The sequence below is a fragment of the Hahella sp. NS-SX17 genome (assembly GCF_057367735.1).
On record NZ_CM170632.1, the window covers coordinates 372,335 to 396,959 of the forward strand.

Here is a 24,625-nt window from a genome sequence, read left to right on the forward strand (position 1 = left end):
ATTATTTTTGCTCGGACTGCTTTTTCACCGGCCGCGTCCAGCCATCAATATTACGCTGCTGGGCGCGCGCGACGGCTAATTGTCTGTCGGATACATCCTTGGTGACGGTCGAGCCCGCGCCAACAGTCGCTCCTTTACCCAAGGTCACTGGCGCAACCAGAGCGGTATTCGAGCCAACGAAAACATCGTCCTCTATAAGCGTCTTAAACTTATTCGCTCCGTCATAATTACAGGTGATAGTTCCTGCGCCAATGTTGACGTTGGAGCCTACCGTAGCATCACCGACATAACTGAGATGATTCACCTTGCTGCCGGGTCCGATATCGGCTTTTTTAATTTCCACGAAGTTGCCGACCTTCGCTTTCTCAAACAAGTGAGCGCCTGGACGCAACCTGGCGAAAGGACCGACAGCAGCGTATGCGTCAACACGAGCGTCTTCTATGATACTGCTGGCTTCAATTGTCACGTCATTAGCGATGACCGCATTTCGTATCACGCAGTTAGGGCCAATTTTGACTCTATCGCCCAGTGTCACGTCGCCTTCAAAGACCGCGTTAACATCAATTTCCACATCACGGCCAACATGCAAAGTCCCTCGCACATCAACTCGAGCCGGGTCCCGCAACGTGGCTCCGGCCAGCATCAACTCTTCACAAACTTGCTGTTGATGGGCCCTTTCCAACGCAGCCAACTGAATTCGGTTATTAACGCCTTCGACTTCATGGAGATAAGTTGGTTGCGCAGTGACAATATCAACGCCACTCTCCACAGCGAGAGCTACGATATCCGTCAGATAATATTCACCTTGAGCATTGCTGTTAGATAGCTTGGGCAACCACTCTTTCAGACGACTGGCGGGAACCGCCATAATGCCGGTATTAATCTCATTGATCGCTTTCTGCGCTTCTGTCGCATCTTTTTGCTCAACAATGGCGACTACCGACCCGGCATCATTGCGGACGATACGGCCATAGCCAGCCGGGTCTTCCAGTTTCACAGTCAACACGCCCAGTTTGCCATGACTGACAGCAAGGAAGTTTTTCAATGTAGCGGCGGAAGTAAGCGGCACGTCACCGTAGAGAATCAAGGCCTGGCCGTCATCAGACAAGTTTTGCAACCCTTGAGCCACAGCATGTCCAGTACCCAACTGCTCAGCTTGATGCGCCCATAATAAACCTGGGCCAGAGACCCCTTCCTGAACTACATCCCCCTTGTGCCCATATACTACCGTAATGTTTTCCGGCTCCAAACGACGTGCAGTGTCGATGACGTGCTGAACCAGGGGTTTGCCGGCGACGCAATGCATCACTTTCGGCAACTCGGATTTCATTCGCGTGCCTTGGCCGGCTGCGAGAATGATGATGTGCAGACTCATATCAGTCTCCGAAGAATGGATAAAGTAGTTAAACCGGTAACAGCTTCGCTGTTAGTTGAATTTGTATTAATCGACACTTTAAGGGATTAGGAAAAAAATTTCCTGCCGTCCAGATAGACTAGTAAAGCCGCGCGCGGGCGCCAAGTTTCAGCCTGGGTGGGCATTCAAATACAAAAAAGGGGAAGACTGTGCTTCCCCTTGTTCGATCTTGCAATCTTTGCTGTTAGCGCTTCAACTTATTACGCATTTGCTGAATAGTGCGGAGTCTTGCAGCCGCCTCGGCCAACTGCGATGCAGCTCTGGAGTACTCGAAGTCTCCGCCGCGATTGGCCAGAGCCTTCTCAGCTTCTTTCTTCGCTTCCAGAGCAGCGGCTTCGTCCATATCGCCCGCACGTTGCGCGCTATCCGATAGGATGGTCACCATGTTCGGCTGTACTTCGAGGAATCCGCCAGTAACGAAAAATACTTCCTCTTCACCGCCTTGCTTGATGATCCTAACCGGACCGGGGTTTAGCGCAGTTAGCAGGGGGGTGTGACCCGGCGTAATGCCCAGGTCGCCTTCGCTGCCGGCGGCGATAACCATCTCCACCAGACCTGAGAAGATCTCCTGTTCCGCACTAACGATATCGCAATGCACACTTATACCCATTTGGTTAGGCCTCTATCCTATTCGGATATTATTTAGTCTTCTTGGCTTTCTCAACTGCCTCATCGATACCGCCAACCATGTAGAACGCTTGTTCAGGCAGGTGGTCGAATTCGCCATCGAGAATTCCTTTAAAGCCGCGGATGGTGTCTTTCAGAGACACGTATTTGCCTGGAGAACCGGTAAATACTTCCGCAACGTGGAAAGGCTGAGAAAGGAAACGCTCGATTTTACGCGCACGGGATACGATCTGTTTGTCTTCTTCAGACAGCTCGTCCATACCCAGGATAGCAATGATGTCCTTCAGCTCTTTGTAACGCTGCAGTACAGTCTGTACGCCGCGCGCCACGTCATAGTGCTCTTGACCAATCACCAGCGGGTCCAGCTGACGGCTGGTGGAATCCAGAGGATCGATCGCAGGGTAAATACCTTTCGCTGCGATATCACGGCTCAATACAACCGTCGCATCCAAGTGGGAGAACGTAGTGGCTGGAGATGGGTCAGTCAAGTCATCCGCAGGCACGTATACGGCCTGAACAGAAGTAATGGAGCCCACTTTGGTAGAAGTAATACGTTCCTGCAGTACACCCATTTCTTCAGCCAGCGTCGGCTGATAACCCACCGCGGAAGGCATACGACCCAACAGCGCCGATACTTCGGTCCCCGCCAGGGTGTAACGGTAAATGTTGTCAACGAACAACAGTACGTCACGACCTTCGTCACGGAATTTCTCCGCCATGGTCAAACCAGTTAAAGCAACGCGCAAACGGTTTCCTGGGGGCTCATTCATCTGCCCGTAAACCATCGCAACTTTATCCAGTACCTTGGACTCTTCCATCTCGTAATAGAAGTCGTTACCTTCACGAGTCCGCTCACCAACACCTGCGAATACGGAAAGACCGGAGTGCTCTTTCGCAATGTTGTTGATCAGTTCCATCATGTTTACAGTCTTACCAACACCCGCGCCGCCGAACAGGCCGACTTTACCGCCCTTCGCAAAAGGACACACCAGGTCGATAACCTTGATGCCTGTTTCCAACAGGTCGCGAGAGGAAGACTGATCCGCATAGCCAGGAGCAGTACGGTGAATGGGCATACGCTCTTCTTCGCCGATAGGACCTTTTTCGTCAATCGGGTCACCCAGTACGTCCATAATACGGCCCAGAGTCTGGGTTCCGACTGGTACTGAGATAGGAGCGTTGGTGTTTTCCACTTGAAGACCGCGGCGTAGACCTTCGGTGCTTCCCATGGCGATTGTGCGCACAATACCGTCGCCCAGCTGCTGCTGAACTTCCAGTGTTGTGGCTCCGCCTTCAACTTTTAAAGCATCATAGACTTTGGGCACTGTATCGCGCGGAAATTCGACGTCGATAACCGCCCCGATAATCTGCACTATTTGTCCGCTACTCATTGTCAGTTCCTCACTGAATCTTAAATCTGTTCTGCCTGACTCCGCCGCCTTCAGCGGCGCGTCTAAATACCAGGAAACCTATACCGCCGCTGCGCCACTCACGATCTCAGAGATCTCTTGAGTGATCGCCGCCTGACGAGCTTTGTTGTACGCCAACTCCAGCTCGTTAATGATTCCGCCGGCGTTGTCGGTCGCGCTCTTCATAGCGATCATCCGCGCGGCCTGTTCACAGGCGTTATTTTCCACGACAGCTTGATATACCTGGGACTCAATAAAGCGGGTCAGCAACCCATCCAACAAGCCTTTGGCGTCAGGCTCGTAAATGTAGTCCCAATGGCGACGTATCATTTCATCATCTTCCGCAGGAGGAAGAGGCAACAGCTGCGCCACGGTAGGCTTCTGCGTCATGGTGTTTACGAAGCGGTTATGGACCAGGTACAAACGGTCGATCTTGCCTTCAGCATAAGCGTCCAGCATGACCTTTACGGAGCCCACGATCTTGGTAAGGGATGGTTCATCCCCCAAGTGGCTCAATGCAGCGACGACGTTACCGCCATAGTTACGGAAAAAGCTGATCGCTTTTTGCCCTACAGCGCACAAATCGACTTCCGCGCCTTTATCGCGCCACTCTTTCATGGAGCGCATCATTTCGCGGAAAGCGTTAACGTTCAAACCACCACAAAGTCCGCGGTCAGTAGAGACCACAATATAGCCAACTCTTTTAGCTTCGCGTTCTTGCAGATACAGATGTCGATATTCTGGATTCGCAGTAGCGATATGGCTTATGACGCTGCGTATGCGATCAGCATAAGGCCGACCCGCCGCCATTCGCTGTTGAGCTTTACGCATTTTACTGGCGGCGACGAGCTGCATCGCGCTAGTAATTTTCTGCGTGCTCTTAATACTTGCGATTTGGGTTTTAATCTCTTTTCCGACGGCCATATTTACCTGCCTTTCGTTAATCCTGAACCTGTTGAACAACCAGTCGCCGCAGAAGCGGCGACGGTTAGAAGTTCATTACCAGGTTTGAGTGGATTTGAACTTCTCGATACAAGATTTCAGGCCGGCGGCGATTTCGTCGTTGTAATCGCCTGCTTCGTTGATCTTCGCCAGAAGATCTCCGAATTCGCTCTTGGCGTAAGAAAGCAGAGCCGCTTCGAAGGGAACTACTTTCTTGGCGTCGACATCGTCCAGGAAACCTTCGTTTGCAGCGAACAGAACCAAGCCCATTTCAGCAACGGTCATCGGCGCGAACTGTTTTTGCTTCATCAGTTCGGTAACACGCTGACCGTGCTCCAGCTGCTTACGAGTCGCTTCGTCAAGGTCGGAAGCGAACTGAGCGAACGCAGCCAGTTCACGATACTGAGCCAGGGCCAGACGGATACCGCCACCCAGCTTTTTCATGATCTTGGTCTGTGCGGCGCCACCTACCCGGGATACAGAGATACCGGCGTTCATCGCGGGACGGATACCCGCATTGAACAGGCTTGTCTCAAGGAAGATCTGGCCGTCAGTAATAGAAATTACGTTAGTAGGAACGAACGCAGATACGTCACCGGCTTGGGTTTCGATGATAGGTAGAGCGGTCAAAGAACCGGTTTTGCCTTTCACTTCGCCGTTGGTGTACTTCTCAACGTATTCCTCGTTAACACGGGACGCACGCTCCAACAAACGGGAGTGCAGGTAGAATACGTCACCGGGGTAAGCTTCACGTCCAGGCGGACGACGCAGCAACAGAGAAATCTGACGATACGCCCAAGCCTGCTTGGTCAAGTCGTCATAAATGATCAGTGCGTCTTCACCGCGATCGCGGAAGTATTCGCCCATGGTGCAACCGGAGTATGGCGCCAGGAACTGCATGGAAGCAGGATCCGCAGCGCCAGCGGCTACAACGATGGTATGGTCCATTGCGCCGTGCTCTTCCAGCTTGCGCACTACGTTAGCGATAGACGATTGCTTCTGACCAATCGCAACATAGATACACTTAATGCCAGTGCCTTTCTGATTGATGATCGCATCAATCGCCAGAGCAGTCTTACCAGTCTGACGGTCACCGATAACCAACTCACGCTGACCACGCCCGATAGGCACCATGGTGTCCACGGACTTATAACCGGTCTGCATCGGCTGACCAACGGATTTACGGGCGATAACGCCCGGCGCCACTTTCTCAACAGGCTCAGTCAGAGTCGTTTCAAGAGCGCCTTTACCGTCAATTGGATTACCCAGTCCGTCAACAACGCGACCAAGCAATTGTTCGCCTACGGGTACTTCCAAGATACGACCGGTTACTCTTACTTTTTGACCTTCCGCTAAATCTTTGTAGTCGCCCAATACAACGGCGCCCACGGAGTCGCGCTCTAAGTTAAGAGCCAGACCGTATACGCCGCCTTCAAATTCAATCATCTCACCGTACATTACGTCGGCAAGACCATGGATCAGTACGATACCATCAGAAACGCTTACGATAGTGCCTTCTGTTTTTGCTTCAGAAGAAATATCCAGCTTCTCAATGCGCTTCTTGATGATTTCACTGATCTCAGATGGATTCAGTTGCTGCATGCCTTTATCCTCAAAAACCCTTCAGTTACCTTTCTGCGGAAATTCAGCCGCAGGCGCCAGTTCAGGAATTCACTGCCTCGGCCAGCTTAGCCAAGCGACCGCGTACGGACGCGTCAATCACCAAGTCACCCGCGCGTACGACAATCCCCCCAATCAGCTCTTTATTAAGCTGGGAGCGCAAATTGACGTTGCGAGATAGTTTCTTCTGCAGAGCTTGAGCAAGCTTGTTTTCCTGCTCGCCATTCATTTCGAATGCGCTCTCAATGGTGACTTCGATTGTGGCTTCTTGCTGCGCCTTTAACTGCTCGAACAGTGCTGCGATTTCCGGCAGCAGGACCAGACGATCGTTTTCAGCGAGAACTCTAACAAAGTTAGCGCCCGCTTCATTGAGTTTGCCTTCGCAAACGTCAAGGAACGTCTGGCCTTTCTGAGTGCTGGTCAATGCTGGGTGATTTAACACCTTCTGCATGCTGCTGTCTTCAGCAACAGCGGCGGCCAGCGCTAATAACGCTGACCATTCCGACAATTGACCCGCATCCCGAGCTAATTCAAAGGCCGCTTTCGCATATGGCCGGGCGAGTGTAGTGCTTTCCGCCATAATGCAAACCTCTTATAGTTCCGCAGCTAGTTTATCTAGCATGTTGCTGTGCGCACCTGCGTCCACAGAGGTTTCCAGGATCTTCTCAGCACCCGCCAACGCCAGCGCAGCGACTTCAGCACGCAGCGATTCCTTAGCACGGTTCTTTTCCTGGTCGATTTCAGCTTTGGCTGCAGTGATCAAACGTTCGCCTTCAGTACGAGCCTGATCTTTTGCTTCTTCCAGCATCTGATTGGCGCGCTTGTTAGCTTGTTCAATAATTTCAGCCGCTTGCTGTTTGGCTTCACGCAACTGCTTGGCAACTTTTTCTTGGGCTAGCTCAAGATCCTTTTGCGCGTGCTCAGCAGCCTGCAAACCATCGGCAATCTTTTTCTCGCGTTCCCGCAGAGCCTGTATGACCGGCGGCCATACATACTTCATGCAGAATACGACAAAGATAAAGAAAGCAATCGCCTGCCCTATCATTGTCAGGTTGATGTTCACGTTGACACCCCTCGCTTATCAGTCGAATAAAATGACTCGTTTGCCTAAAAGGTGTAATTACTGAACCAAAGCAATGAACGGGTTAGCGAAAGTGAAGAACAGAGCGATACCAACGCCGATCATGGTTACGGCGTCAAGCAGACCGGCCACGATGAACATTTTGACCTGCAGCATAGGCACCATTTCAGGTTGACGCGCAGCGCCTTCCAGAAATTTACCGCCCAGCAAACCGAAACCAATCGCAGTACCTAACGCGCCCATGCCGATCAAAAGAGCTACAGCAATCGCGGTCATACCAACTACAGTTTCCATTGTCTCTCCTAAATTTATCAGTTAGTTAGTGGATAGAAAGTTTTTAGTTTTGATGGAAATATCTACTTCTTAGTGATCTTCATGCGCCATGCTCAGATACACGATGGTCAACATCATGAATATGAACGCCTGCAGCACAATGACCAGAATATGGAAAATGGCCCAGGGCACTGATAGCGCCCACTGCGCCCAAAACGGCATCAACGCTATCAGGATGAAGAGCAGCTCGCCTGCGTACAAGTTACCGAACAGACGCAGAGCGAGAGAAATAGGTTTGGCGATCAAGCCTACGCCTTCAAGGAGCAGGTTGAATGGCAGCATCCACTTGCCGAATGGCTGCAGGGTCAGTTCCCCCAGGAAGCCGCCCACGCCTTTGACTTTAATACTGTAATAAATGATCAGGAAGAAGACAGACAACGACATTCCCAGAGTCACGTTAACATCCGTGGTGGGAACGACTTTAAAGTATGCGTGATCGTCGCCGGTAATGACTTGGAACAGTCTCGGTAGAAAGTCTACGGGAACCAAGTCCATCAAATTCATCAGGAAAATCCAGCAGAAAACTGTCAGCGCCAAAGGAGCGATGACCGCATTTTTTCCGTGGAAAGTTTCTTTGACGCTCTTGTCGACAAAGTCGACCATAATTTCAACAAAATTCTGCAGTCCGCTTGGCACGCCACTGGTTGCTTTCACCGCTGCTTTGCGGAATAACCAGACAAACAAAGCGCCCAAGGCGACTGACCAACCCAGACTGTCAACATGGACGGCCCAGAACCCCATTTCTTTGGCTTCCTGCGCAGTGTGCGCAAAACTCCAGCCATGCTCTGGGTGGTTGCCAAAGGTCAGGTTTTGAAGATGGTGCTGAATGTACTCCGACGCTGTAGGATTTTCGCCTGCCATGTTTCACTCTTAATCGATTGTTGCAATTGTTATTTACGCTGCCGCCTTCCGACAATCAGCGGCGCGAACCAATGCACTGACTGCACACCTAGAAAAGCCAGAAATAAACTTGCCGGCTCCAGAGGCTGGATAAACTTAAAAGCTAGGCCAAAAAAAATGGCCGTTAATCCTAGCTTAACCGCCTCTGCTTTATAAATAGATTGTACGATTTGCCTGGCTGCTTGAGCCCCTTGATAGAGAAAGGCGCGGTGGGCGAAATACATGTTGGGCACAGCGCAAATCAATCCCCCAACCAAAGCCGAGTATGCATGCACGTTGCTCCATCTCCACGCGATTAAAGATATGAGGACTGTGGCTATCAATTGTAATCCCACAATCCTAAAGACTGGCGGCCGCTTAATAAGCGAGCGAGCTGCACTATTCAAATCACGTTTCTGCCTAGTTCTTGTTACCCCCCGCCCTCACACTACAGAGACCCGTAGCTTTAGGCGCAGGTGATTATATTGTGTCGATGTAACGCATTCAACCGCCATGAAAGCAAAACTGTATAATTTCCATACACATGGGAGCATTAACAATTTTTAAACAAATCAACATTTGGTACTGAATATGCTAAATACAAAGTTAAGACACCAAATATTGTGCCTGGGCCACCATGACAAGCTGCACAGATGATATGCAGTTTTAGTGAATCAGGCCTAAAAAAGAATCAAATATAAAGGGAAGGAACGCTGGCTAGTTTCTGAAACAAATATGCCAGCGTAAAGACAAAAAAAGGCCTTACTTAATATGAGCTAAAATACCATCCAACTCATCCAGTGAGCTGTATTTGATGACAAGTTTACCTTTGCCCTTGCTGTTGTAGTCGATAACAACCGGCGATCCCAACTTTTCCGCCAGACTCTCCTGCAGTTTACGAACGTCCGCATCCAGCGCTTTCTTGATTTTTTCCTTCGGGTTCTCTTGTTCCTGCAATAGTTTGCGCACTAGGGCTTCAGTCTGTCTAACAGACAGGCCTTTTTCTACTATAGCGTTCGCCGCCGCAAGCTGCGTTTGTTCGTCCAGCGACAATAATGCTCTGGCGTGCCCCATTTCCATATCGCCACGCTCTAGCATGGTTTTGACATCCACATTCAGAGAAAGAAGACGAAGCAGGTTAGCGATAGCCGGACGTGACTTGCCAACAGCCTCCGCTACCTGGGATTGATTCAAGCCAAACTCATCCTGCAACCGCTGCAAAGCCATGGCTTCTTCAATTGGATTGAGATTTTCCCTCTGAATATTTTCGATCAGCGCCATTGCAATGGCGGCTTCATCAGGAACATCTCGAATGATGACGGGGATCTTGTCTTTGCCGGCAATCTGAGTCGCGCGCCAACGTCTTTCACCAGCGATTATTTCATAGCGATTCGGGCTAATCTCCCGAACTACGATGGGTTGCATGACGCCCTGCTGGCGGATGGATTGCGCCAGCTCCTCCAGCGACTCAGGGTCCATATCCCGACGAGGTTGATATTGCCCACGCTGGATTAGCTCTACTGGAAGCTCTTTTAAAACGCCATCCTGTTTGACGCTTTCCTCTTCCTCATTGGTGCGTGTGCGCGACCCGGCCAACAATGCGTTTAGTCCGCGATCGCCTAGACCTCGTTTCTTCATTATTCAGGTAGTTCCCCAAAGTCGACTGATCAGGCAGGGACGGCTTCTTTAGCCGCCTTCCTGTCTTTGCGAATAATTTCTCCCGCCAATGCCAGATAAGCAATGGCGCCTCTTGAACTTTTGTCGTACTTCAACGCTGGTACGCCATAAGAAGGCGCTTCCGCCAACCTTACGTTACGTGGAATGATTGAACGGTATACCTTGTCACCAAAATAATCCGTAATTTGCCGCGATACATCCAACGTTAGACTATTACGTGGATCGTACATGGTCCGCAGCAAGCCCTCTATTTCCAGACTCGGGTTCACCGTTTCACGGATCTGTTCAATGGTGTTCATCAACGCCGCCAGACCTTCCAATGCATAGTACTCACACTGCATGGGAATCAAAACGCCGTTGGCCGCCACTAATGCGTTTACAGTCAACAGGTTCAATGCTGGAGGACAATCGAGCAACACATAGTCGTAGTTCGCAGCCACTTCTTTTATGGCGTTGCGCAAACGGTACTCACGGCCGATCTCATTCATCAGCTCAACTTCGGCCGCCGTGACATCGCCATTGGCAGGCATGACATCGTACCCTGCCGCCTCAGACGTCTTCACTACCTGCGCAGCATCCGCCTTTTTGGTAAGGACATCGTAAACGGTGTATTCGATCGAATTTTTATCGATACCGCTTCCCATGGTTGCGTTGCCCTGTGGATCAATATCCACCAACAGGACTTTACGCCGGGTTGCGGCTAAAGAGGCTGCCAGGTTGACGCAGGTCGTGGTTTTGCCGACACCGCCTTTTTGGTTGGTTACAGCTAATATTCGCGCCATTTATGAGCCTCCGGTATTTCCGCTACGCGCAATGATAAGCAAATGACGTTCCCCATCACAACCAGGAACCTCAAGCTTATGACATTCCACCACTTCAAAGCCCATTGGCATGGCTTCAATCTCATCGTGGGGATAAAGGCCTTTCAGCGCATAAATGCGAGTCTCGGGAAGGATCAGCTCACGACATCCGGCGATCATATCGCTTATGGTCGCAAAGGCTCTGGATATTATTCCATCAAACTTGGCTTCCGGGCCAAAGGCTTCGATACGAGCATGCTCGACCCGAAGGTTTTCCAAGCTCATATCCATTCGGCATTGGTCCATAAACCGGGTTTTCTTGCCATTGCTATCCAACAGTGTCCAGTTGGATTGAGGTAGAGCAATGGAAAGTGGGATTCCCGGTAATCCTGCGCCAGCGCCTACATCCAGAAATCGAGCGCCCTTGATATAAGGAAGCGCCGCCAGCGAGTCAAGAATATGACGGCTCACATGCAGAGAAGGATTACGCACAGCAGTCAGGTTGTACGCCTTATTCCATTTATGCAGCAGTTCCAGATAACGCAGAATACTAGCCTGCTGCGACTCCGATAAACTCACTCCCATCGCCTTCAAGCCAGACGCCAGCTGTTCCGCTTGATTCAAAGCCAACGCCATACTCAAGCGCTCTTCCGTTGAATGGAGCCACGCTTCTTCAGATGCACCAACAACAGGGAAACCGCCGCCGGGGTAACGCCCGGAATCCTGGAGGCCTGAGCCAGTGTTTCCGGCTTCACTTCCGTCAGTTTTTGCTTGATCTCGTTAGACAACCCTTGTATTCCGCTGTAATCAAGATCCTGGGGCAAAGCCATGTTCTCATTCCGGCGTAAACGCTCAATTTCTTCTTGCTGGCGATCAATATACCCAGCGTATTTGACCTGAATCTCAAGCTGCTCCGCCACTTCAACCGGCGTCGCCGCTACCTCCTCGTCCAGCAAGGACAGCTTTTCCCAAGTCATTTCCGGACGCTTCAGCAGATCATGTAACGAATACTCGCGGGTCAATTCCGTCTCCAACAGTTCCGCCGCTTTCCGGGCTTTTTCCGTCGCAGGCTGAATCCAGCTTGATTTCAGACGTTGCTGCTCGCGGGCTATTGCTTCCCGTTTCTCACAGAAAACACGCCAGCGTTCATCATCTATCATGCCAAGCTCGCGACCTTTCTCGGTTAACCGCAGATCCGCATTGTCTTCTCGGAGAAGCAGTCTGTACTCGGCGCGGCTAGTGAACATACGGTATGGCTCACGCGTGCCCATAGTGATGAGGTCGTCCACCAGTACACCAATATACGCCTCATCCCGACGTGGACTCCACGCTTCTTTCTCCTGCGAGCGCAGGGCTGCGTTCATGCCCGCCAAAAGTCCCTGCGCCGCCGCTTCTTCATAGCCTGTTGTACCGTTTATCTGACCAGCGAAAAACAGGTTGCCGATAAACTTGGTTTCCAGAGAGTGCTTCAAATCCTGGGGATTGAAAAAGTCATACTCAATGGCGTAGCCGGGTCTGGTGATATGCGCGTTTTCCATACCCTGAATTGAATGCACCAACTCGAGCTGCACGTCAAAAGGGAGACTGGTGGAAATACCATTGGGATACAGCTCGTGAGTACTCAGCCCCTCAGGTTCAATAAATATCTGATGTGAATCCTTATCCGAAAAGCGATTCACTTTGTCTTCTATAGAAGGGCAATAGCGGGGTCCAACACCTTCAATCACTCCTGTGTACATGGGGGAACGATCCATTCCTCCACGGATGATTTCGTGAGTGCGTTCATTGGTGCGGGTGATAAAACAGTTAACCTGACGTGGATGCAAGTCTGCCGAACCCATGAATGACATGACCGGGATTGGCGTATCGCCGGGCTGCGCCTCCATCACCGAAAAGTCTACAGAGCGCGCGTCAATTCGCGGGGGCGTTCCCGTTTTTAAACGCCCGACACGGAATGGCATTTCCCGCAGCCTTTTCGCCAAAGCGATGGAAGGCGGATCGCCTGCGCGACCGCCGGAATGGTTTTCCAATCCAATATGGATAACGCCGCCAAGGAATGTGCCCGTCGTCAGGACGACGGTCTTACTATGAAAACGCAGCCCCATTTGGGTGACGACACCAGCAACGCAATTACCCTGCATGATGAGATCGTCGGCAGCCTGCTGAAAGATGGTGAGGTTAGGTTGATTTTCTAAAATCTCACGAATCGCCGCCTTATAGAGCGCTCGGTCCGCCTGGGCGCGAGTTGCGCGCACGGCAGGGCCTTTTCTGGAGTTGAGCACACGAAACTGAATCCCCGCCTGATCCGTCGCCAACGCCATGGCGCCGCCAAGCGCATCCACTTCTTTCACCAAGTGGCTTTTACCGATGCCCCCTATCGCGGGGTTACAGGACATCTGTCCAAGGGTTTCTATGTTATGAGTCAGCAGCAGAGTCTGGCGCCCCATGCGCGCCGCCGCCAGCGCAGCCTCGGTTCCGGCATGACCACCGCCTATAACTATGACGTCAAAACTTTTTGGAAAGTCCATAGACTTTTACACCCTCATCGGTAACGGACCTAAAACGAACCGCGTATTTTACTATGCGGACAGGGCAAAAATAAGAGCGCGGCATGAAAAATGTTTAAAAAACGCTCAAGGCACTTCCGTTAAAGGGGCTTATGACATGCCACTGTCATACAGATTAAAAAATAGCCTAGCCTTTTCATGGAGTTAGCAAAAATATTTTAGACAAGTTATTAATAAACTTATCCACAAGCAAAACCATTGCCTTACTAAATTTATCAGGCAATAACATATTGTTTTATAAAGACAAAAAAAATCCATTTTAAACAGATTGACAAACCCTCCATAAAGTTATCCACAGAGCGTCAAAGTTATTGACAGTGGATAACTACGCTCTGAAAAGAGACTAAGCCAGCGTACTCAAGGCAGTTCTGAACCGTAATGCTATGAAGAAAACTTGATGATATAAAACAGACCTGAAAAGTGTGTTTAATGACGTAGGCGGCCAACTTTTCTCATGGGGAAGTGTATTCCCCTCTGTAAAACGCCTCCCATATTTCATCAAGCCGTCCGCTCTGCTGCAACTTCCTTAACCCCACATTGAAGATTTCCATAAAGCGAAGGCTGGCGCTCGACTGACGTGAAAAAATCATATGATAGGGCCAAGTTTCCACTGGCTTCGTATAGCTGATTTTCTCTCTTTCCTGAGGGGAGAATTGTGTCTGCAGATTGTACAATCCAACGGCCTTGTTTTCGTCTAAAGCGTCAAACCGTTCTGCAAGCAGTTTTTTGAATACGAGGATATGATCGACTCCCACATCGTAGCTGACAAGGCCCTCTTTTTCAGCCTCTTCCAGAGGCTTTGCCTTGGCGCTCCCTAATGGGAGACCAATGGTGAGCCCTAGGACGCCTTCCTTATCCCCAGTCCATACTACGGGTTTATTCTTTCTATAAAAGAGAACGATTTCGCCTGTATAAACAACATCGGAGAAATAACAGTCCAATTCTCTTTCTGGCGTTTTCCCCCAAATTGCCGAGGCATGCCACTCACCTCTTTGCACCAAGGTGTACGAACGCTTCCAGGGGAAAAAACCATATACGACTTTAACGCCAGCGTTTTGATAAATCTCCGAAATAATACGAGGGACAACGCCATAGTCAGGATAGGACTCGCTCATGAAAGGCGCCCATTCGCCAATAGCGATCAGTATTTCTTCTCGCGCGACAACGTCACACGAACGGCTGAGTAAATAAATAACAAAAACGTAGTGAATCAGTCCGATTTTAAGCACCCGGTCACCTTCCTATCCATCCGCCTCAATTTCCCAATTTTAAAAGGTAATGAGAAAAAGAAGCGCTTAAGCCTGAATAGTCAGTTTAGTTGATAGGCGCGCCGGGCGTTGCCGGTGTTCAATGGCTAATGGATTTGGAAAACAAGTTTACGATAATGACGCCAGTGATAATAAACCCCAAACCTATTATCGCCGGCAAATCCAGTGATTGCCGAAACACTATGTAGCCAATGGCTGAAATCAATACAATACCAAGACCGCTCCATATGGCGTACGCGATACCCACAGGTATGGTTCTGAGGCTATATGACAGAAAGTAGAAAGCGCCAAGATAGCATATGGCCATAAGCAACGTTGGGATCAGCTTGCTGAACTGCTCTGATTTTTGCAGGAAAGTGGTGCCGATAACCTCCAATACTATGGCGGCGGCCAAGGCTATATAGGTTGACAAGACTGGATTCATGGAACTTATTTCCCAATACAGAACGAAGAAAAGATACGTCCCAGTAAGTCGTCAGAAGTAAAGGCGCCTGTTATTTCAGATAACGCATTCTGCGCCACTCGTAGGTCTTCCGCGACTAACTCTCCCGCATTAGCGCTCAGCAATTGCTGTTTGGCCAGCTGGATATGTTTCTCCGCAGCAGTAAGGGCTTCCAAATGACGGCGTCTCGCCATAAATCCGCCTTCTGTATGACTTTCAAAACCAACGCAGGATTTCAAATGCTCGCGCAAGACGTCAATCCCCTGTTCAGCCTTAGCCGATAAGCGAATGACGGGGTGTGACAGGGTTTGGTCAATACCTTGTTGCTCGTCACTTAAGTCTATTTTGTTGCGCACAACGGTAATGTGGTCATGGTGCTCTATTCGAGCATAAAACTCAGGCCAGATTCGCTCTGGAGATACTTCGCTCGTTTGTGTCGCATCCACCAGAAAAAGTATGCGGTCCGCCTGGTCTATTTCTTTCCAAGCCCGTTCTATGCCAATTCTTTCCACTACATCGTCGCTATCTCGTAGTCCCGCAGTATCCACAATGTGTAAAGGCATTCCGTCAATATGAATGTGCTCTCTCAGTACATCCCGAGTAGTGCCTTCAATTTCCGTTACGATAGCGCTTTCTCTTCCCGCCAGAGCATTCAAAAGGCTGGATTTACCAGCGTTGGGACGACCGGCGATGACGACGGTCATTCCCTCACGCATTAACGCGCCTTGTTTAGCGCTGCTGAAGACGGCTTGAGTTTGCTTCAGAAGTGTATCCAGGTCCTGCAGCACCTTGCCATCGGAGAGAAAATCAATTTCTTCTTCAGGGAAGTCAATTGCTGCTTCGACGTACATGCGCAGCTGAATAAGGCTTTCAATCAGCTTTTCGATTTCTTTGGAGAACTGCCCCTGTAGAGAACGTATAGCACTGTGAGCAGCTTGCTCCGAAGTTGCTTCAATCAAGTCCGCAATAGCTTCCGCTTGCACCAGATCCAGCTTGTCATTCATGAAGGCTCTTTCAGAAAACTCACCAGGCCGAGCGAGTCTGGCTCCAATGGCGACAAGACGTTTTAGTAAAAGATCAAGGACAACAGGGCCGCCGTGTCCTTGAAACTCAATGATATCCTCACCTGTGAAACTATTGGGAGCTATAAAAAGTAGGGCTATTCCGTTATCGAGAACGTCGCCTTGTTCGGTTAGAAACGGGCTGTAATGAGCGTATCTGGGTTTCGGATCATACCCTAAAACCTGACGTGCAATCGCTTTTGCTTTAGGGCCTGATACCCTGACAACGCCAACGCCACCTTTCCCGGGCGGAGTTGCAATAGCAACGATAGTGTCATTCTCGACGTACATGAAAATTCTCGCTTTTCCACAAAAAAGCCCGTTGTTAAAACGGGCTTTGTTTAACAGTAGCTCATCAGGCTACCACTGTCTGATAAACCTCACCAAGAGGCTATTTTTTCGTAGCCAAGCTGGCATTTTCGATCTTCTTGGTGATGTACCACTGTTGAGCGATAGAAAGTATGTTGTTAACTAACCAGTACAATACCAGACCAGCTGGGAACCACAGGAAGAATACGGTGAAGATAATAGGCATCATCTTCATGACGCGCGCCTGAATTGGATCTGGAGGCGTTGGATTCAGTGAGGTCTGAAGGAACATCGCCGCGCCCATCAGCAAAGGCAGGACAAAGTAAGGGTCTTTAATCGAAAGGTCCTGAATCCAGAAGAAGAATGGCGCTTGACGCAATTGCACGCTTTCCAACAACACCCAGTAAAGAGAAATAAACACCGGCATCTGCACTAACATCGGAAGGCATCCGCCTAGTGGGTTGATCTTCTCTTTCTTGTATAACTCCATCATGGCTTGTGACATACGCTGTCTGTCATCGCCATGCTGCTCTCGAATTCTCTGCATTTCCGGGGTCACTCTACGCATGTTCGCCATGGAGCGATAGCTGGTTGCGGATAAGTGGAAAAACAGAGCCTTGATCAAAACTGTCAGCAGAATAATAGCGATACCCCAATTGCCGACATAATCGTGAATAAACTCAAGCACGAGATAAAGCGGTTTAGCTATTAACCACAGCCAGCCAAAATCTACGGTCAAGTCCAGGTTTGGAGCAATTTCTTTGAGTGTTTCCATAATTTTAGGGCCAGCGTAGAGTTTGGCGCCTACGTTATGGGTCTGTCCTGGTTCAACAGTAAACTCAGGATCAACAAACCCCATTAGATACAGACCATTTTTCAGGCGAGTCTGATAGGTGTGGGTGTCGTTGGACAGAGGAATCCACGCGCTTACGAAATAGTGCTGTATGAAAGCAATCCAGCCATTGGAAGAATTAACTTTAGCGCCGGATGGTCCGCTTTCGTCCATATCCGAAAAGTCGACTTTCTCATATGGCTTCTCAGGGGTTGAAACTATAGCCCCTAAGTAAGAAGTAGCGCCAAAGCCGCCGGAAGATGAAGGATCTGGGGATCTGTCACGAACCAGCTTGGCTGAAAAATTAGCTTTCCAGGGAGCGTCGGACTGGTTTTCGATTTTAAAGTTGACGTTAATGGAGTAACTGGACTTTTCAAACTTATAGCGTTTAACGACAGTGACGCCATTACGCTCAGTTCTGAGATCTACATTTAGTTTATCCTGTCCTTCCTGCAAGGAATAAGTGCTCTTATCAGCACTATAAATGGGATTTCCCCCATTTTTTGAAGCATCAAATCCATTCGCGCCAATCAAGCTGCTTTCAGCAACATAGTACACGCCATTGTTCTTCTGCATGAGATCCAACGGAGTGGGATTTTTTAAGGAAATTGGATATTCAAGCAGTGACGTCTCGACAATATTCCCACCATTCAAGTCTACTTTTACGCGTAGAACATCCGTGATGATAGTAATGGTCTTACCACTGGATGCTGTAGAGGAAACATTTGTATCTTCAGTAGTAGCTGCCCTGGATGTAGTTTCAGGTGTGTCTAACTCGCCTGTATTGGGAGAGCTTGACAGGTCTGAAGAGTCGGCCCCATTACTGTCTATAGTGACGGTAGTTGTTTGGGCGACTGGCTGATTCTGGGGGGTCATCTCCTCATTCCATTCCAATACCAAAAGGTAGGAAACAACCATTAAACCGACTATGAGAGAGGTTCTTAAAAAGTCCATAAACTATTCAAACTTTTATTCGGATGATGAATGAGGGCAGTGTTTGTGAGACAGGCTTTCAGGCACTGGATCAATACCCCCCGTTGACCAAGGGTGGCATCTTAGCAGACGACGAACGGTAAGATAACTCCCTCGCAGGAATCCATACTTTGAAATCGCTTCATATCCGTAACTCGAGCAACTAGGGTAGAAGCGGCAATGTTGTCCCAATAATGGACTGATTGCGTACTTGTACGCTTTTATCAAACCCAGAAGCAGGTATTTAGGTAGCTGAGGAAGCGTCTGCTTTAGTGGAGGCATTGGCATGTTGCTGACCAATTCGTGAATACAACTTGGTTAGACATTGAAATACTTCGTCATTATTCATGTCTGCAACAGCTTTGCGGGCAAGGACGACAATGTCGACGCTTGGTATATTCGCTTGCTGAAGACGAAATGCTTCTCTGATTAATCTTCTAACTCGGTTTCTTTTTGTCGCCAATTTGATGTTTTTCTTGGCGATGACGAGACCTACTCGAGAATGAGGTAGTTGATTAGGAACAGCAAGAAGGAGCAAACCAGGATGGCCTGCTTTATAGCAAGCATTATTGAAGACGTTACGGAAATCCCCCGGCTTCAGAAGTCGAAGTGAACGGGGGAATTCGTAACCAGCCATCTGTGAGTTGCTTTAAAACAACTGATGACAATTAAGCTGAAATACGCTTGCGACCTTTAGCGCGACGGCTGGCCAGAACTTTACGGCCATTAGCGGTAGCCATGCGAGCACGGAAACCGTGAGTGCGTTTACGTTTCAGGACGCTAGGTTGGAATGTGCGTTTCATATCCGACTCTTTAGCAAATAACTGGTTGAAATTCGTTCTAGAAAACAGGGAGCGGAATTGTATGGAATTTGGAGGCAAATAGCAAATGCGAGTTGCAGAAATTTTAAATGAGGGATTTGTCGAGGCTTAGGAGGAGGCCTGTGGAAAAGTGTGAATAATTCTGAACTGGGTTTGTTGATAAATGTGGATATTTGAGAAGGGTGAAAAGTGAGCTAGCGAACGCTTTTTGTTCAAGAAGAGGGAAGGAGGACCTGTTATTAAATATTAGAATTTTAAGAAAGGATGGTTGTAAAGACTTATGATTAGTCTCGCCATATTCTGTGGATAACTGTGGAAAAATCATATTTATCATTTGGTTATTGAAAGCAAAAAGACTTGGCAAGCTAGGGATTAGCCTTTGAAAACCTGCTGAAAACATGGGGAGGAGATGGCGAGTTTTCCACAGGCTAAAATTGTCTTCAGGTCCGCCACAAGTTATCCACAGGGAATCACACGACTTTTGAATATGAGTAAAGGGTCTAAAAATATTTTTACGTCGAAAAATGTTAACAAGCTTGTTAGTAACTCAGTAATTAACTGATTTTTATATTAAAAATAATCCACAGGGGCTCTAATAAGATTTATTTTCGAGGTGGTAAAGGAGAGTCTTTCCGGCTAGAATTTTCCCCTACCTGTTTAGGTTCAGTCTATTTTCGTCGTTTATTGTGGGGAACGGCGGAGAAAAGCGTCTTTATTAATAACCACCTGATGTGGGTTTTGGCCACAGGGTTTTGTTTTCTCTGAAAAACATCAAAATTCGGTTTTCCTATATAGATGAAAACCGCTGTCTTTAATTTACGCGAAAAAGAGCGAGCATGTACGAATTCTGGAGGTTTGGAAGTGACGTCTGAGCTGTGGCATCAGTGTCTGGGTTATTTAGAGGACGAGTTGCCAGCACAACAGTTCAATACTTGGTTACGCCCTTTGCAGGCGAAAGGCTCTGAGGAAGAGCTGCTTTTGTTTGCACCAAACCGGTTTGTACTGGATTGGGTCAATGAAAAATACATTGGCAGAATCAATGAAATTCTGAGTGAGCTGACGGCTCAGAAAGCCCCGCGAATTTCTCTGAAAATAGGTAGCATTGCGGGGAACAATAAACCTGCGCAGGCAAAGGATACAGCCGCTGCGACGAGAACCTCTGCTCCATCTAAGCCGGTAGTCACTGATGTTGCTCCGTCTGGAGAAAGAAATGTTACGGTGGAAGGCGCTATCAAACATGAGAGTTATCTGAATCCCACTTTTACTTTTGAAACCTTTGTCGAAGGTAAATCGAACCAGCTGGCTCGTGCCGCGGCTATGCAGGTGGCGGATAATCCAGGCAGTGCTTATAACCCTCTGTTTCTTTATGGAGGAGTTGGTTTGGGTAAAACCCACTTAATGCAGGCGGTGGGCAATGCGATCTTTAAGAAGAATCCTAATGCGAAAATTCTCTATCTGCACTCCGAGAGATTTGTTGCAGATATGGTGAAAGCCTTGCAGTTGAATGCTTTCAACGAGTTCAAGCGATTGTATCGGTCTGTAGATGCGTTACTGATTGACGATATTCAGTTTTTTGCGCGTAAAGAGAGGTCTCAGGAGGAGTTCTTTCATACTTTTAACGCTCTGTTGGAGGGGGGGCAGCAAATGATTCTGACCTGCGACCGCTACCCAAAAGAGATCGACCACATGGAGGAGCGCCTCAAGTCTCGCTTTGGTTGGGGTTTGACGGTAATGGTCGAGCCCCCTGAGCTGGAGACAAGGGTGGCTATTTTGATGAAGAAGGCTGAGCAGGCCAATGTTCATCTCAGTAGCGAGTCTGCATTTTTTATTGCACAGAAAATCCGCTCTAACGTTCGTGAATTGGAAGGCGCGTTGAAGCTAGTTATCGCAAACGCTCATTTTACCGGGCAAGAAATTACTCCGGCTTTTATTCGCGAGTGCCTAAAGGACCTGTTGGCGCTGCATGAAAAGCAGGTCAGTATCGATAATATTCAACGTACTGTAGCGGAGTATTACAAGATTCGCGTTGCTGACATTCTGTCGAAACGACGCACCCGCTCCATTACTCGGCCACGGCAAATGGCCATGGCGTTGGCGAAGGAACTGACAAACCATAGTTTGCCGGAGATAGGCGAGGCATTTGGCGGGCGTGATCACACCACTGTTCTGCACGCTTGTAAGGTGATGATAGAGCTTCAACAGAATGATCCGACTCTGCGCGACGATTATCAAAACTTTATGCGCATGTTAACCAGCTAGTTAAATTGAACTATGCGCCGCCAACCTGATGGCGAAACAGAAATTAGTTTAAAATAGCAATATTTTCAGTGATTTAAGAGTTTATAGAAACGGGATATTACATGAAGCTCACTATAACCAGAGAGGCGCTTGTCACGTCATTGCAAATGATTTCCGGGGTTGTTGAAAAACGCCAGACCATGCCGGTGCTCGCTAACGTTTTGCTTGACGCCAGAGAAGGAAAGCTGGTTATCACCGGCACCAACATGGAAGTAGAGCTGGTTGCCGAAATTAGCGATGTAAACATTGAGCACGAATCCAGAATTACCGTTCCCGCGAAGAAGTTTACGGATATCTGTCGCGCACTTCCTGAAGGCGCAGCTATTGGCATTGAGTTGAAGGACGGGCGCCTGAATGTTCGTTACGGAAGCAGTCATTTCATCTTGTCCACTTTGCCTGCCGAACATTTCCCTAATGTTGAGGAAGAGCCCGAAAGCGTTAAGGTCACTCTACCGCAAAGAGAGCTCAAACGCCTGATAGATGCTACCTCCTTCGCCATGGCCCAGCAGGATGTTCGTTATTATTTGAATGGCATGTTGATGGAACTGGATGAGCAAGGCTTGCGCGCTGTCGCAACTGACGGGCATCGTCTGGCGCTCGCCAATGTGTCCCTGCAAACCGGCGTTAGTGAAAAGCGTCAGCCTATCGTTCCACGTAAGGGAATATTGGAGCTAGGCCGCTTGCTTAGCGATACCGATGAGTCCTGCACCTTGGTGTTCGGTGATAATCATGTGCGCGCCAGTGTAGGGCACTTTACTTTCACTTCTAAGTTGATAGACGGGAAGTTCCCTGATTATCAAAGAGTTATACCTAGGTCTGGTGATAAAATTATGTTGGCGGATAGAGTGCTCCTGAAAGGCGTTTTGTCCCGCGCAAGCATTCTTTCTCACGAAAGTATTCGTGGCGTTCGCCTTCAGTTTGAAGATGGCCTGTTGAAAGTCTTTGCTAACAATCCGGATCAAGAAGAAGCGGAAGATAGTCTGGAGGTGGAATATCCTCATGAGGCCTTGCAGATTGGCTTTAACGTAGGTTACCTGATTGACGTTCTCAACGCATTGGATGATGAGCAAGTCAAAGTGACGCTTTCCAATGCCAACAGCAGTGCTTTGGTGGAAGGTGTGGACACCAGAGATGCTGTATACGTTGTCATGCCGATGAGGCTGTAGTCGGTTGATCCGACCGCGTCATGATTGCTTCGAAATCGAAGGGTTATGGCGCGTCGCCCACTGAGTTATGACATATGGCAAGGATGTATCGCCCCTGAATGCAGACAGAGTTTGAATCTCAGCGAGAGTGGAAAAGCTTATGGGAAAAATTGTTAACGCAGTAAAGGGAGCCGCCAGGATTGGCCAAACGGCGGCGGTCATATCTAAAGTGGGACTTGGTTGGCTGAAAGGTAATCGTGTTCCTGCACCGAGGCTTTTACGGCAGACTTTTGAGGAGCTGGGCGCCACATACATTAAGTTGGGCCAGTTTATCGCCAGTTCGCCAACTTTCTTTCCGGCGGATTATGTTGAAGAATTTCAACTGTGTCTGGATAAGACCAGACCGCTTCCCTACTCTCAAATAGAGAAGATACTGAAGGAAGAGTTCAAAAGACCCCTGCAGTCAATTTATTCGCATATCGATACTAAACCCCTGGCTTCCGCGTCTATAGCACAGGTTCACGCCGCCCGTCTGGTGACGGGAGAAGATGTAGTGATCAAAGTGCAGAAACCGGGCGTGCGCAATGTTCTGCTGACAGACCTCAATTTTTTGTATGTTGCGGCGCGGGTGATTGAGTATCTGGCGCCCAAACTTTCCTGGACGTCATTATCCGGCATAGTGGAAGAGATCCAGAGAACCATGATGGAAGAATGCGACTTCTATCAGGAGGCGGACAACCTGAAAGAGTTCAGAGAGTTCTTAACAAACAGCGGTAACGATCAGGCCGTTGTTCCTGCGGTTTATGAGCAAGCAAGCAGCATGCGGGTATTGACGATGGAGCGTTTTTACGGCGTGCCGCTTACGGATTTGGAAACTATCCGCAAGTATTGTCCAGACCCGGAAAAAACGCTGATTACTGCAATGAATACCTGGTTCGCCAGCTTGACCCAATGCGATTTTTTTCATGCGGACGTTCATGCCGGCAACTTGATGGTGCTGGAAGATGGACGTATTGGATTTATTGATTTTGGGATAGTGGGTCGAATTGGCGCAGGGACTTGGCAGGCAGTCTCGGACTTCATAACCGCAATCATGATGGGTAACTTTCACGGAATGGCGGACGCCATGTCGCGTATTGGCATTACGAAGTCTCATTTGAGTGTGGATGATCTGGCGGCGGATATTGCTGACGTATACAGGAAGATGGACGCCATGACGCCGGATATGCCTCCTATATATTATGATCAGCAGACTGGCGACGATGAGGTAAACAATATACTGATGGACCTGGTGAAAATCGGCGAGCAGCATGGTTTACACTTTCCCAGAGAGTTTGCTCTGCTGCTGAAGCAATTTCTGTATTTCGACCGTTACGTACATGTATTGGCTCCAGAGCTTGACATGTTCATGGATGAGAGGCTGAGCCTGCTCCAGTAACGACGGCTTATTCATGTAGTTAAGAAACCTAGCACAGTGTTGTGTTAGGTTTTTTTGTTTAAGGGGAAGTTGATGGATATCGTATCCGCGTTGACTTTGTTGATAGTAGTCATGGACCCTCTGGGAAATATTCCTTTGTTTCTAAGTATTCTTGAGCGTGTGGACGCCAAGAAAAGGAAGAAGGTGCTGTTCAGAGAGCTGTTGATCGCTTTAGCGATTCTGTTGGCGTTTCTGTTCTGTGGTCAGTATCTGCTTAAAATTTTCAGTTTGAGTAAGGAATCCGTAGGGATAGCCGGCGCTATCGTGCTGTTTATTATTGCGTTGAGAATGATTTTTCCTGCGAAGAGAGAGTGGCTTGAGGACCTTCCAGATGGCGAGCCGTTTATTGTGCCGTTGGCGATACCATTCGTGGCGGGACCCTCTGCGTTGGCGACGCTGATTTTGATCTCCACTCGTGAACCTGAAAGAATGATGGATTGGTCTATCGTCGTTTTACTGGCTTGGTCCGTTACTGCGGTTACGCTGATGAGCTCCACCTTTTTATATAGGGTGTTACGTAAGCGAGGCATCATCGCTATAGAGCGCTTGATGGGCATGCTGCTGATTGCGGTATCAGTGGAGATGTTCCTGACAGGTTTGCAGCCTCTACTGTCCAAACTGACCCATGTATCCTGAAACGGGATATAGTTT

At 48.9% G+C, this 24,625-nt stretch carries 25 protein-coding genes; 4 read left to right on the forward strand and 21 right to left on the reverse strand.

Features of this window, described 5'->3' with window-relative positions; translation table 11 throughout:
* Position 1: 1 nt before the first annotated feature.
* The 21 genes from glmU to rpmH form a co-directional block, all read right to left on the reverse strand.
* A complete protein-coding gene (gene glmU / locus AC2IBB_RS01730; protein WP_486331196.1) occupies positions 2-1,375 on the reverse strand; it encodes a bifunctional UDP-N-acetylglucosamine diphosphorylase/glucosamine-1-phosphate N-acetyltransferase GlmU in 1,374 nt (457 codons plus the stop codon).
* Positions 1,376-1,598: 223 nt separating this feature from the next.
* Positions 1,599-2,024, reverse strand: coding sequence for a F0F1 ATP synthase subunit epsilon (locus AC2IBB_RS01735; protein ID WP_011400732.1), 426 nt, complete (start codon positions 2,022-2,024; stop codon positions 1,599-1,601).
* Positions 2,025-2,052: 28 nt separating this feature from the next.
* Complete coding sequence (gene atpD, locus AC2IBB_RS01740; protein WP_486331197.1) at positions 2,053-3,432, reverse strand: F0F1 ATP synthase subunit beta; 1,380 nt, start codon at positions 3,430-3,432, stop codon at positions 2,053-2,055.
* Positions 3,433-3,510: 78 nt separating this feature from the next.
* Positions 3,511-4,374 (reverse strand): F0F1 ATP synthase subunit gamma, encoded by an 864-nt coding sequence (gene atpG, locus AC2IBB_RS01745; RefSeq protein WP_127974367.1) that lies wholly within the window; start codon positions 4,372-4,374, stop codon positions 3,511-3,513.
* Positions 4,375-4,449: 75 nt separating this feature from the next.
* Positions 4,450-5,994: a F0F1 ATP synthase subunit alpha gene (gene atpA, locus AC2IBB_RS01750; protein ID WP_011400735.1), complete on the reverse strand. Its 1,545-nt coding sequence runs from the start codon at positions 5,992-5,994 to the stop codon at positions 4,450-4,452.
* Between the two features lie 61 nt (positions 5,995-6,055).
* A complete protein-coding gene (locus tag AC2IBB_RS01755; RefSeq protein ID WP_486331198.1) occupies positions 6,056-6,592 on the reverse strand; it encodes a F0F1 ATP synthase subunit delta in 537 nt (178 codons plus the stop codon).
* Between the two features lie 12 nt (positions 6,593-6,604).
* Complete coding sequence (locus AC2IBB_RS01760) at positions 6,605-7,075, reverse strand: F0F1 ATP synthase subunit B (RefSeq protein WP_011400737.1); 471 nt, start codon at positions 7,073-7,075, stop codon at positions 6,605-6,607.
* Between the two features lie 57 nt (positions 7,076-7,132).
* Positions 7,133-7,387 carry a F0F1 ATP synthase subunit C gene (atpE, locus tag AC2IBB_RS01765; protein ID WP_011400738.1) on the reverse strand — a complete coding sequence of 85 codons (255 nt, stop codon included), beginning with the start codon at positions 7,385-7,387 and terminating at the stop codon, positions 7,133-7,135.
* Between the two features lie 69 nt (positions 7,388-7,456).
* Complete coding sequence (gene atpB / locus AC2IBB_RS01770) at positions 7,457-8,287, reverse strand: F0F1 ATP synthase subunit A (RefSeq protein WP_486331199.1); 831 nt, start codon at positions 8,285-8,287, stop codon at positions 7,457-7,459.
* Between the two features lie 29 nt (positions 8,288-8,316).
* On the reverse strand, positions 8,317-8,661 hold the full coding sequence (locus AC2IBB_RS01775; RefSeq protein ID WP_486333913.1) for a F0F1 ATP synthase subunit I: 345 nt from the start codon (positions 8,659-8,661) through the stop codon (positions 8,317-8,319).
* Between the two features lie 406 nt (positions 8,662-9,067).
* On the reverse strand, positions 9,068-9,943 hold the full coding sequence (locus tag AC2IBB_RS01780) for a ParB/RepB/Spo0J family partition protein (protein ID WP_486331200.1): 876 nt from the start codon (positions 9,941-9,943) through the stop codon (positions 9,068-9,070).
* 29 nt (positions 9,944-9,972) lie between these two features.
* Positions 9,973-10,764 (reverse strand): ParA family protein, encoded by a 792-nt coding sequence (locus AC2IBB_RS01785; protein WP_486331201.1) that lies wholly within the window; start codon positions 10,762-10,764, stop codon positions 9,973-9,975.
* Positions 10,765-11,418 carry a 16S rRNA (guanine(527)-N(7))-methyltransferase RsmG gene (gene rsmG / locus AC2IBB_RS01790; RefSeq protein ID WP_486331202.1) on the reverse strand — a complete coding sequence of 218 codons (654 nt, stop codon included), beginning with the start codon at positions 11,416-11,418 and terminating at the stop codon, positions 10,765-10,767. It abuts the gene before it with no gap.
* A gap of 2 nt (positions 11,419-11,420) precedes the next feature.
* Positions 11,421-13,310, reverse strand: a complete 1,890-nt coding sequence (gene mnmG, locus AC2IBB_RS01795) for a tRNA uridine-5-carboxymethylaminomethyl(34) synthesis enzyme MnmG (protein ID WP_486331203.1) — start codon at positions 13,308-13,310, stop codon at positions 11,421-11,423.
* Between the two features lie 491 nt (positions 13,311-13,801).
* The gene (locus tag AC2IBB_RS01800) at positions 13,802-14,578 is read right to left on the reverse strand and encodes a substrate-binding periplasmic protein (protein ID WP_486331204.1); all 777 of its coding nucleotides are present in this window, start codon (positions 14,576-14,578) and stop codon (positions 13,802-13,804) included.
* A 118-nt stretch (positions 14,579-14,696) separates the two neighbouring features.
* Positions 14,697-15,029, reverse strand: a complete 333-nt coding sequence (locus tag AC2IBB_RS01805; RefSeq protein ID WP_486333914.1) for a DMT family transporter — start codon at positions 15,027-15,029, stop codon at positions 14,697-14,699.
* Between the two features lie 17 nt (positions 15,030-15,046).
* Positions 15,047-16,411 (reverse strand): tRNA uridine-5-carboxymethylaminomethyl(34) synthesis GTPase MnmE, encoded by a 1,365-nt coding sequence (mnmE, locus tag AC2IBB_RS01810; protein WP_486331205.1) that lies wholly within the window; start codon positions 16,409-16,411, stop codon positions 15,047-15,049.
* 100 nt (positions 16,412-16,511) lie between these two features.
* A complete protein-coding gene (gene yidC / locus AC2IBB_RS01815; protein ID WP_486331206.1) occupies positions 16,512-18,215 on the reverse strand; it encodes a membrane protein insertase YidC in 1,704 nt (567 codons plus the stop codon).
* A 15-nt stretch (positions 18,216-18,230) separates the two neighbouring features.
* The gene (yidD, locus tag AC2IBB_RS01820; RefSeq protein ID WP_486331207.1) at positions 18,231-18,521 is read right to left on the reverse strand and encodes a membrane protein insertion efficiency factor YidD; all 291 of its coding nucleotides are present in this window, start codon (positions 18,519-18,521) and stop codon (positions 18,231-18,233) included.
* A complete protein-coding gene (gene rnpA / locus AC2IBB_RS01825; protein ID WP_486331208.1) occupies positions 18,478-18,870 on the reverse strand; it encodes a ribonuclease P protein component in 393 nt (130 codons plus the stop codon). Before rnpA ends, yidD begins: the two co-directional genes overlap by 44 nt.
* Positions 18,871-18,901: 31 nt before the next feature.
* A complete protein-coding gene (gene rpmH, locus AC2IBB_RS01830; RefSeq protein WP_083769858.1) occupies positions 18,902-19,036 on the reverse strand; it encodes a 50S ribosomal protein L34 in 135 nt (44 codons plus the stop codon).
* 879 nt (positions 19,037-19,915) lie between these two features.
* Between rpmH and dnaA the strand changes: the two genes are divergently transcribed.
* From dnaA to AC2IBB_RS01850, 4 genes are all read left to right on the forward strand, one after another.
* On the forward strand, positions 19,916-21,313 hold the full coding sequence (gene dnaA / locus AC2IBB_RS01835; protein ID WP_486333915.1) for a chromosomal replication initiator protein DnaA: 1,398 nt from the start codon (positions 19,916-19,918) through the stop codon (positions 21,311-21,313).
* Between the two features lie 101 nt (positions 21,314-21,414).
* Positions 21,415-22,518 carry a DNA polymerase III subunit beta gene (gene dnaN, locus AC2IBB_RS01840; protein WP_486331209.1) on the forward strand — a complete coding sequence of 368 codons (1,104 nt, stop codon included), beginning with the start codon at positions 21,415-21,417 and terminating at the stop codon, positions 22,516-22,518.
* A gap of 139 nt (positions 22,519-22,657) precedes the next feature.
* Positions 22,658-23,935: an ABC1 kinase family protein gene (locus tag AC2IBB_RS01845; protein ID WP_486331210.1), complete on the forward strand. Its 1,278-nt coding sequence runs from the start codon at positions 22,658-22,660 to the stop codon at positions 23,933-23,935.
* Between the two features lie 72 nt (positions 23,936-24,007).
* A complete protein-coding gene (locus AC2IBB_RS01850) occupies positions 24,008-24,610 on the forward strand; it encodes a MarC family protein (RefSeq protein WP_486331211.1) in 603 nt (200 codons plus the stop codon).
* The last annotated feature ends 15 nt before the right edge of the window (positions 24,611-24,625 follow it).